Source organism: Anaerolineales bacterium, from assembly GCA_022866145.1.
Taxonomy (GTDB): Bacteria; Chloroflexota; Anaerolineae; order Anaerolineales; family E44-bin32; genus PFL42.
In genome coordinates, this window is the sequence record JALHUE010000150.1 from 1 (window position 1) to 10,013 (window position 10,013).

The following is a 10,013-nucleotide window of genomic DNA, read 5'->3' on the forward strand; positions in this document are numbered from 1 at the left end:
GGTGGTGACAGCCGGGCCGGCGTCCTCTTGGCGGAGCACCGTCTGCCCGCTGCGGAAGGCTTCCTGGGCGGCGGGCTCACCCCACGTCAGCTCAGCCTCCTTCGACCGCCCTCTCCCTAGCGCCCGAGCATAGGTGGGTTCGAGCGAGCCGGAGTCCTCGTTCTGCAGGTACAGCGAGACAACGTCGAAGATGAAGATCGTGCGCGCCAGCCGGAACACCGCATCCAGCCCAGCCTCGGTGTCGTACGTCTCGGCAACGATTCGGGCGATGGCGTAAACCGCATTCAGTTCTGTGCCATGCGTCAGCGGGCCGGGAGGGATCAGGGGTCCAGTCATGAGGCGCTGGCTGCCGTGGGGAGGGAGAACCGGAAAACCGTCCCTTGCCCTTCGCTGCTCTCTACCTGGAGCTGGGCGCCGTGGGCGCCGAGGATCATCTTGACCAGCGCCAGACCCAGCCCCGTGCCTCCGTAGCGGCGGGTCGGCGAACCGTCCAGCTGGTGGAAGGGCTCGAAGATCTCCTCCAGCCGTTCCTGGGGGATGCCGATCCCGGTGTCGCGGACGATGAGCGTGACCAGCTCACGGTCGGCGGAGGCCGAGACCTCCACGCTGCCGCCGGCCGGGGTGAACTTGATGCCGTTGTCCAGCAACTGATACAGCACCCACCCGATCTTCTCCCGGTCGGCGTGCACCGCTGGGACGGTCGGGGCGATGGACAGGACCAGAGACACACCTGCCTTGTCGGCTTTCGAGCGGGAGCGGCTGACTACCTGGTCCGCCAGCTCCGCGGCGTCGACCCTTCGAAGGTCGATCGTCATTCCCGCCCGCGAGGCCGTGGAGTACTCGATCAAGTCCTCGATCAACCGCTCCAGCCTGTCGGTGGCGCGGTACATGACCGTGACCGCCTTGCGCTGTTCCTCGTTCAGCGGACCGAGCTGCTCGTCCTGGATCAATTCGACGTAGCCCTTGATATGGGCGAGAGGCGTGCGCAACTCGTGGCTGACGTTCGAGATCAGGTTGGCCTTGATCTGGTTGAGCTCAGTCAGACGTTCGAGGGTGCGGCGGAGTTCGGCCGTGCGCTCGATCACCCGGCGCTCCAGGGTGCGGTTGGCCTCCTGAAGCGCAGCGTGCAGCTCAATGATCTGGCGGGTGATCGCCCGGTCCAGGGTCTCCCGATCCACCAGGCCCATCTCGAGCAAGGTCTGGCCGAGCAGGCGCGCCTGGCCGCTGGCGGCGACCTCTTTCTGGCGGGCGAGCGCCTGGCCCAGCTGGACCTCGGTCAGCACACCTTGCTCGATCAAGTACTCGCCAATACGCGGGACCATGGACTCCGGGGTGCGGCGCATGGGGGCCGTTTCGGGGAAGCCCTCGAGGTAGGCCCGTTCGGCCAGGAGGGCCAGAAGGAACAGGTCGACCCCGCAGTGGGGACAGGTTCGCGAATCGGGCGGGAGACGGGTGCCACATTGGGGGCAGGACGCCCCCAGCCTGCCCGTCTGGGATGCAGGCGGCGTTGTCATAGGGCGAGCGGAAGGGCCTCCTCTCCGTTCGGTACTATAGCCTCACTGGCGCATGTGGGCAAGTGCGGCTGGGTTGAGAGGTGGCTGTAAGGTCGGCCGGAGGCCGCGACGTAGATAATGGGATCGAGCTTGCGGAGAGGTCTATGGCCATATCGGTGCTCCTAATTGATGACGACCCGGATTTGTCGATCATGCTTCGCACCTTGCTGCGAGGGCAGGATTTCCAGATCCGGGCTGTATTCACCGGCGAGGATGGCGTGCGAGAGGTCAAACTCGACGAGCCGGACGTGATCATCCTCGATTTGCTGATGCCGGAGATGGATGGCTGGCAGGTTTGCGAGGAGATCCGGTCGTTCTCCGATGTGCCGATCCTGATCCTCTCGGCCCTCGGCGCTCCGGGCAGCGTGGCCCGGGCGCTGGACGCCGGTGCCGACGATTACTTGATCAAGCCGGTCCACGCCAGCTTGCTGGCATCCCGGCTGCGCACCCTGGTGCGGCGCAAGTCGCTGGCGCTGGTCGGAGCCGACGTCGCGGCCTGATTTCCCTTTGGTTTGGATCGCTGGCTGGCAACCGCGTTTCTCCATCTCAGCGGCGCACCTCAGGGTGCGCCGCTGAGATTCTGGGCGCGTGCGCCGGGGGTGCCCGGTGAGTCGGTCTCTCAGCTCAAGCATGCCGTGCCCGGGAGGCTCCCGACGCTTTTCCAGGCCTGTGTTCGGTGGGATGTTGTCGAGGGCGAGCGGCGTCGGCTTACAGGGGAGCCTGCGTGGCGCCGCCGTCGAAGAACAGGGCGTGGCCATGGATGTAGGACGCCGCCGGGGAAGCCAGCCAGGCGACGGTGTCCCCGAACTCCTCGGCCGTACCCATCCTCCTCAGCGGGACCCCGGCCGTGATCCGGGCAATCTCCGCCTGGGCGGTGCCGCCGGATCGGTCAGCTCGGTCCTGCATCAGTTCTTCCACGCGCTCGGTGCGGGTCCAGGCCGGGTTCAAGCTGTTGACGCGAATGCCGCTGGGACCGAGTTCATTCGCCAGGCTCTTGGCCAGGCCGATCACCGCCATGCGCAGGGCGTTGGAGAGGATCAAATTCTCGACCGGCTGCTTGACGGAGTACGACTGACAGAACACGATGCTCCCGTTGGCCTGGCGGAGCATGGAGGGCACGACGGCGTAACATAGCCGAACCGCGCTCATCACGGTCGCCTGGAAGGAGGAATCCCAGTCCTCGGGAGCGAAGTTCAAGAACGGCCCAGGCGGCGGCCCCCCGGCGTTGGCCACCAGGATGTCGATGCGGCCGAGTCGCTCCATGGCCTGGGAGACGAACTGCTCCACCTGAGGCCCAGAGCTCAGGTCGGTTTGAAACGAAAGAACCTGGATACCGGCGGCCTGCTGGATCTCAGCGGCGGCCGTGTGAATGCGCTCACCGCGGGCGCAGATGGCGACCCTTGCGCCTTCACGCGCCAGCGCGGCTGCGGCTGCCCGCCCGAGTCCACGCGAGGCGGCGGTCACGATCGCCGTCTTTCCTGCCAATCCAAGGTCCATCGTGCCTCCGCTGAGTGCCTCACAGGGCGTGATATTGGTAGTCCACGACTGTCATGTCAGGGCGTTGGCGCTCGACCCAGCCCGGGATCTTCGACAACCAGCGTTCGACGTGCCGGCCGTCGTTGCTGACGGCCACGATCCCGATGACGGCGTCTTCATGCCGATCCATCAGTTCGACTTCGGCCGCCGAGACACTGAACTCGCGCTGCAACGCCGCCAGCAGGGGCTTGAGGCGGCCCCGCTTCTCCTTAAGCGATCGGCAGCCAGGCAGGCGAATCTCGAGCACGATCGCACCGACGTGCATGGCATGAGTGTAGCCCGCGGTCAGCAGGCCGGCAAGGCCAGCCCCGCCCGTGCCGTCCCTCGTCCCGGCATTGGCTGACCGGTCGGCCCACACTCTGCGCAGGCATGAAGTCCGCAGGTCATGCTGTGCAGCCGATGGCTGCTGATCGGAAGCCGCCCACAAGGGAACCACTTGGAGAGATCTTCAGATCTTGCGTTGGATAGGCGGAGCCAGAAACCGTGCCTGCGTCTCGGCGCTGAGCGGACGCCCGCCGTCAGGCCACCGGCAGAGCCGGCTGAGGCTGGGTCGCACCGCAGCACGGCGCGCCCTGCGATCCGGGCGCGGGCTGCGCGCTGGCTAACGGCGGTGGGCCTAGGGCGGCTCCGGCGCGCCCGGGTCAGACGCGGGCGGTCCAGGCCTCGGAGCCATAGGTGGCCTCGGCGAGGGCGCGGGCGCGTTCCGTTTCGCCTGCGCTCAACGAGGCCGCCTTGAGGTCGATCCGCAGGGCCATCGCCATACCTCGGGTCAGCGCCTCCGCCGCCTCCTCCCAGCCAACGGTTCGGCCCAGCAGGTCCGAGAGGGTTGCGGCCTTCGACCGGAGTTGATCTCGGGCACCCTGGCGGGCGTCGTCCGAATCGAACCGCAGGCCAAGGCAGATCCGGGTGATGTCCCCCGAGAGCGGGATCGTGCCGTGCTGCAGCACAGTCTGCCGCCGCCGCACCTGAGCGCTGCCGGCGACCTTCCGTCCTTGCAGGCTGATCTCGTAGGCGCTTGGCGCCTCGAAGCACACCGGCTGCTGGCGTTCGGCCTGCGAGAGCGGGATGCCGGGCTGCACTTCGGGCTGCAGGCCGAGCAACTCCAGCCCGGCGACGATCCCCAGGCTGAGATGCTGATAGCTCTCCAGCACTCCGCCCGCGACCCGTGGGTCGCCCTCGGGGAGGACGATCGAATATGTCAGCTCATCGGTGTGCAGAATGGCGCGGCCTCCGGTCGGCCGACGCACGACGTCCCAGCCGAGCGAGTCCGCTCGGTCCCGGTCGAGCTGGGCGATCGGCTGGGCAAAGCCAAGCGAAAGGCAGGGTGGATTCCAGGCATACAGGCGCAAGGTAGGCGGCGCGGTCCCTTCGGCCACGGCCTCTTGAAGAGCATGATCGGTGGCCATGTTGTCGGAGCCGGGCGCAGCGGGCGAGAGAATCAAACGCCAGGGGGACGGCGGGGTCGACATCGCGACCGATTATACCGGCCGGCCCCATGGTGAGAGCCCTGCATGGTACACTCGCCGAATGCCTCCCGGATCTGGATGCATTCGCCGGCAGTCGCCGATTCGGATTCGGTCTATGGCCTATGCACGACGGCTGTGGGCCGCAGCGATGTTGGCCGCGTTCTCACTCAGCAGCTGCCGCCCCGCAACGGCTGCAGCCCCTGCGCCCACCCATCCGCCGGCAACCCCGCCTCAGGCATCACCGACGGCCGAACAGCTGCAGGCGCCTGGCGACTCGCTCAGCGGGAGGGTGGTCGTATGGATGGATTGGCCGCCGGCCGAAACCCACTGGCTGAGTGGGCTGCTGTCCCAGTTCGGCGAGCGGCACCAGGGCGTGCAAGTTTCCCTGCGCTATATCCCGAGGGCGGAGTTCCATGCCAAGTTGCTGTCCCAGGCCCTGCTGGCCGATGGACCCACGATCCTTCTCGGACCTTCGGCCTGGGCGACGGAGCTCTACGACGCCGGGATGACGCAAGAGGTGACCGAGCGCATCTCGCCGGAGCTCCGGGCGTCGCTCACCCCGATAGCCTGGTCGCAGGCCGAGGATGGTGAGCAGATGCTCGGCGTCCCGATTGAGCTGCAGGGGATGGTGCTCTACCGCAATCCAGCGATCCTCCCGGAGGCGGCACCGAACCTCGAGGAGATGGAGCAGCGCTCGGCAGCCCTCTCCAGCCGGCGCGGCCTGGTCCTCGACCTGGGCATGCGGACGTCGATGCCCTTCATGTCGGCCTGCGGCGGAACGCTGATGCTGGTCAACTCCGGGATCCAGGTCGATGAGGCTGTTGGGACCTGCTGGCTCAAGCTGCTCCAGCGGATGGCGGGGATGGGAACCATCGGGTCGGAACCGGATGCCGACCTGCAGGCCTTCTTGGCGGGCGATACTGCCTGGCTGGTGGACTCGGTGGAGTACCTGCCGCGCATCGAACAGGCGTTGGGTCAAACGCCTGTGATCGATGATTGGCCGGTGTACGGCGAGACCGGCAAGCCGCTCTCCGGTTACACCTGGGCCCTGAACGCGTACTTGCGCTCCGGATTGGGCGTGGAGGATGCGGAAGCATCCTGGGCGTTCATCCAGTTCCTGCTCTCCCCCGAAGCCCAGCTGGACTACAGCCGCATCGCGGGCGCGGCCCACCTGCCGGTGCTGGCCGAAGCCTGGGAGTTGTCGGAGGAGATGGCACAGGCTCGTGAGATCCTGACCAACAACACCCCATACCCCCTGGCACGCGGCCTGGCGGAATTCACAACCCCGCTCGAGCGGGCGGCACGGCTGGTGGCTCGCCAATCCGGTGAGCCGGTTTCTGCCTGGCGGCGGGCGATGGAGACGCTCCGGGTGCAGCCGACAGCCTCATCTCCCTAGCTTGCCGCCGTCGCTCACACGGCCCCGCCGAGCCTTGCTTCAGGCCGTGCCAAGGTGACCGCCCGAGCGGGATGTATAATCCGCGCAACCGGCAGGGATGACTCGGGACTTGCGGTTGCGCTCATGCACGTTATCTTGACTCACGAACAAGCCGATTTCGACGCCCTGGCTGGGTTGTATGCCGCCAGCCGGCTTCAACTGGGTGCGCTGGCCGTGCTGCCAAGGCGCGTGAACAGGAACGTTCGTGCCTTCCTCACTCTGTATGGAGACCAGCTGCCGTTCATCGAGGCCGACGACTTGCCCCGCGCGCCCATCGAATCCGTGCTGCTCGTAGACACACAGGCCTTGCCCTCGCTGCGGGGCATGGGCAAAGCGACGAAGGTCCAGATCGTCGACCACCACCCGCTGGACCCGGCCGTCGACCCGGAATGGCCGCGATCCATCGAAGGCGTGGGGGCGACGACGACGCTGCTGGTTGAAAGCCTCCAGGACAGCGACAGCACGTTGGAGCTGGTTGGTGCCACACTGCTGCTGCTCGGCATCTATGAGGATACTGGATCGCTGAGCTACGCTGCGACGACGCCGCGCGACGTACGCGCCGCTGCCTGGCTGCTGGAAAGCGGCGCAAGCCTGCGGGTGGCAGACGACTTCCTCCACCACCCGCTCTCAACAGAGCAGCGGCGCCTGTACGAGCGGCTGTTGGCCAATGCCCGCACCTCGTACCTGCACGGTCTGGCGATCGTGGTCGCCTGCGCCGAGGCGGAGGGTCTGGTGGATGAGATCTCGACCCTCGCCCACAAGCTGCGTGATCTGTTCGACCCGGCTGGCTTGTTCGTCATCGTCGCCTTGAACGGGAGCGTGCAGCTGGTGGCGCGGGCGACGACCGATCTGTTGGACGTCGGGCGCGTCGCCGCTCATTTCGGAGGGGGCGGACACAGCAGGGCGGCAGCCGCTATCATCCGCGGCAAGACCGCGGAGCAGGTGTGCCAGGAAATCTTGTCCCTGCTGCCCGACTTCGTTCAGCCGGCTCTCACCGTTGGGGAGATCATGTCGCGGGATCCGCAGCTGTTGGCGCCGGAGGTGACGGTCAGGCAAGCCGCCGAGCGCATGCGGCGCTTTGGCCATGAGGGATACCCGATCGTCGAGGGCGGCAAGGTAGTGGGGTTGCTCACCCGCCGGGCGGTGGACCGGGCGGCGGCCCACGACATGTCCGGCCGACCCGTGCGCGAAGTCATGGAAGCCGGCGAGCTCGTGGTTCATCCCCAAGATTCGGTCCAGCATCTTCAGCGGGTGATGATCGAGCACAACTGGGGTCAGGTGCCAGTCGCCGATAGCAGCAGCGGGGAGATTGTCGGCATCGTCACCCGGACGGACATCCTGCGCACGCTGGCGGCTGAGCCCGGCGAGCCGCCGGCCGCCAAGCTGCTCCGCAAACTGGAGCAGGCGCTGCCTGCCTCACGCCTGGCGCTGCTGGAATTGGTTGCCCAGCAGGCGGAGGAGCAGGGGACGGCCTTGTACATCGTTGGCGGATTCGTGCGCGACCTACTCCTCGGATTGGAGCCGGTGGACTTCGATCTGGTCGTCGAAGGGGATGCCATCGCCCTTGCCCGCGCCCTTTCGTCTCGCTTTGGCGGCAAAGTGAGCAGCCACACGCGCTTCGGCACCGCCAAGTGGGCGATTGATTCTGACGACGCCCGCCTACGGCGGGCGATCTTCGCCGGGGTGGGGGCAGACGCCGATGTTCCGGCAGGCCTGGATCTGGTGGCCGCCCGGACGGAGTTCTACACTCATCCAACGGCGCTGCCTTCGGTACAGCGCGGCTCAATCAAGCTCGACCTGCACCGACGGGACTTCACCATCAACACCCTCGCCCTGCGTCTCGATGGTCCCCACCGCGGCCAGCTCCTCGATCCGTGGGGTGGGGGTCGGGACCTGCAAAGCCAACTGATCCGGGTGCTGCATTCGATCAGCTTCATTGATGACCCCACGCGTATCCTCCGGGCGGTTCGGCTGGAGCAGCGCCTCGGGTTTGCGATCGAGGCCCGGACCATGGAACTGCTCCAGCAAGCGTTGGGGTTGATCCCACGCGTAAGCGGCGAGCGCCTGCGGGCAGAGCTGGAGAGCGTGTTCCCCGAGCCGACCGCAGGTGCCGCCCTGGGACGGATGGCCGCCCTAGGTGTGCTGCAGGCCATTGATCCAGGCCTGGGGTGGGATGAGCGGCTGGACCACGGGCTCAACGACGCCCGCTCCTTCGACGCACCGAGATCCTGGCAGCTGGACGACGGTCCCAGCCTCGAGGCTCTGGTGTACGGGTTGTGGCTGTTCCGCCAGGAGGAGAAGGCGGTGCAGCGGGCGTGCAGCCGGCTTCACTTTCCAGCGGCGATGGCGGAGGTGGCCCTGCAGGCCAACCGTCTGGGTCGAACCGGGGCTGCCTGGTCAGGAAACGAGCGCCCGAGTCAGCTCGTCGAGAACCTGGAGCAGGTACCCGAGGCCTCGCTGATCGTGGCCTGGCTGGCGATGCGCGGCACGACGTTGGCCGCAGCCATCGAGCGCTACTTGAGCCAGTGGCGACGGCTGCGGCCCGACACGGATGGTCTAAGGTTGAAGAGCCTGGGATTGCGGCCCGGCCCGGCCTATCGGCGAATCCTGAACCGGCTGCGCGCGGCGCGGCTCGACGGCGAGGCCGCTTCGCCCGAAGACGAGGAACGGATCTTGCAGCAGCTGCTAGTGGAGGAGGCCGGCCATGCAGGCTGATTCCATCGAACTCACCTCTTTGACAATCCGCACGGGCAGCGAACCGGATCTGCCGGCCCTGGAGTGGGACGGGGAGTACCGGCATTTCCGTCGGGTCTACCGTCGGGCCATGGAAGAGGCCCGGCGCGGCGCCCGGGTCCTGCTCCTGGCGGAAGTGGAGGACATGGTCGTGGGGCAGCTGTTCGTCCAATTCCGGGGCACGGACCTTTCCGGCGAACAGCGCGGCCGATTCGGCTACTTGCACGCGTTTCGCGTCCGACCGCCGTACCGCAACCGGGGAATCGGCACCCGTCTGGTGTCGGAGGCCGAGGCGGTTCTGCAGCAGCGTGGGTACTGGAGAGCGCTGATTGCGGTCGCCATCGGGAACAAGCCAGCGCTCGCCCTGTACCAGCGGCTGGGGTATGCCATCACCGGCCGCGACCGCGGGGAGTGGTCGTACAGCGATCATTTGGGCAAGGTGTGCCATGTGCACGAACCCTCCTACGTCCTCGAGAAGCCCCTGCCTGCCGCTGCCTCGGTGCAATGAATCCGATTCGGATGGGTGGGCTGATCCTCGTGAGCGCGGGGATTGCCGCCTGTGCCTCTCCCCACCCTGGCCCTGTGACCGAGCGCGTGATCGCCCCCTGGACGGACGTGCTGGAGCAAGTCCACCTCGAAGGCGAGGCCCAACCCTCGCCGACGGCCACGCCCACATTGCTGCCTCTGGCCTGGCTTGCGCCCACCCGGATCCCCGGCGAGAGCTATCCGTCGCCCACGCCGGATGCGATCCGGACGCCGCCTCCGGTCCGAACGGAGGCCGAACTCTATGTGCTCCAGCCGGGTGACAGCCTGGGCCTGATCGCGGCGGCCTTCGGAGTCAGCCCGGCGCTGATCGTGCAGTCGAACGGGCTGATCAATCCGGACTACCTCCCGGTATGGGCTTCGCTTACGATCCCGCCGCCTCAGATGCGGCCTCCAGGACCGACCTTCAAGATCCTCCCGGACTCGGGGCTGGTCTACGGTCCGCCGGCCGTCTTCTCAAACGTCGAATCGGACTTGTCGGCCTATGCCGGGTACTTGAACGTATACCGTGAGGAGGTCGACGATCGGGTGCTTACCGGTGCGGAGATCGTCCAACGAGTGGCCCAGCAATACTCGGTCGCCCCGCGCTTGTTGCTGGCGTTGCTTCAACACCAATCTGGATGGGTGACCAACCCCAGCCCATCCGAAGTAGATCGCACTTACCCGCTGGGATTCGTGAGTGCAGGTCACACGGGGCTGTTCTCGCAGCTCTCGTGGGCCGCCAGTCAGCTGAATTCCGGGTACTAC

Annotated in this window: 10 protein-coding genes; 5 read left to right on the plus strand and 5 right to left on the minus strand. The window is 67.0% G+C overall.

Translation table 11 applies throughout. The features are described from left to right. Together MUO23_04690 and MUO23_04695 are read right to left on the minus strand one after the other, a co-directional pair. The coding region (locus MUO23_04690; protein MCJ7512248.1) for a hypothetical protein at nucleotides 1–336 on the minus strand (336 nt) is incomplete at its 3' end. Continuing rightward, complete coding sequence (locus MUO23_04695; protein ID MCJ7512249.1) at nucleotides 333–1,322, minus strand: HAMP domain-containing histidine kinase; 990 nt, start codon at nucleotides 1,320–1,322, stop codon at nucleotides 333–335. The genes MUO23_04690 and MUO23_04695, both read right to left, overlap by 4 nt. Before the next feature lie 335 nt (nucleotides 1,323–1,657). Here MUO23_04695 and MUO23_04700 point away from each other — a divergent pair, with 335 nt between their 5' ends. Continuing rightward, on the plus strand, nucleotides 1,658–2,053 hold the full coding sequence (locus MUO23_04700; GenBank protein ID MCJ7512250.1) for a response regulator: 396 nt from the start codon (nucleotides 1,658–1,660) through the stop codon (nucleotides 2,051–2,053). Between the two features lie 208 nt (nucleotides 2,054–2,261). Here the strand turns inward: MUO23_04700 and MUO23_04705 are convergent, their stop codons facing one another. From MUO23_04705 to MUO23_04715, 3 genes are all read right to left on the minus strand, one after another. Next, on the minus strand, nucleotides 2,262–3,050 hold the full coding sequence (locus MUO23_04705; GenBank protein ID MCJ7512251.1) for an SDR family oxidoreductase: 789 nt from the start codon (nucleotides 3,048–3,050) through the stop codon (nucleotides 2,262–2,264). Nucleotides 3,051–3,069: 19 nt separating this feature from the next. Further along, nucleotides 3,070–3,525, minus strand: coding sequence for a DUF503 domain-containing protein (locus MUO23_04710; GenBank protein MCJ7512252.1), 456 nt, complete (start codon nucleotides 3,523–3,525; stop codon nucleotides 3,070–3,072). Between the two features lie 205 nt (nucleotides 3,526–3,730). Continuing rightward, on the minus strand, nucleotides 3,731–4,558 hold the full coding sequence (locus MUO23_04715) for a lipoate--protein ligase family protein (GenBank protein ID MCJ7512253.1): 828 nt from the start codon (nucleotides 4,556–4,558) through the stop codon (nucleotides 3,731–3,733). A 112-nt stretch (nucleotides 4,559–4,670) separates the two neighbouring features. On the opposite strand from MUO23_04715, the gene MUO23_04720 reads away from it, so the two are divergent. From MUO23_04720 to MUO23_04735, 4 genes are all read left to right on the plus strand, one after another. Continuing rightward, on the plus strand, nucleotides 4,671–5,951 hold the full coding sequence (locus MUO23_04720; protein ID MCJ7512254.1) for an extracellular solute-binding protein: 1,281 nt from the start codon (nucleotides 4,671–4,673) through the stop codon (nucleotides 5,949–5,951). A 123-nt stretch (nucleotides 5,952–6,074) separates the two neighbouring features. Next, complete coding sequence (locus tag MUO23_04725; GenBank protein MCJ7512255.1) at nucleotides 6,075–8,705, plus strand: CBS domain-containing protein; 2,631 nt, start codon at nucleotides 6,075–6,077, stop codon at nucleotides 8,703–8,705. After that, nucleotides 8,695–9,231 (plus strand): GNAT family N-acetyltransferase, encoded by a 537-nt coding sequence (locus MUO23_04730; protein MCJ7512256.1) that lies wholly within the window; start codon nucleotides 8,695–8,697, stop codon nucleotides 9,229–9,231. The genes MUO23_04725 and MUO23_04730 overlap by 11 nt, the downstream gene beginning before the upstream one ends. Before the next feature lie 11 nt (nucleotides 9,232–9,242). Next, a partial coding sequence (locus MUO23_04735) for a LysM peptidoglycan-binding domain-containing protein (protein ID MCJ7512257.1) occupies nucleotides 9,243–10,013 on the plus strand: 771 nt, incomplete at its 3' end.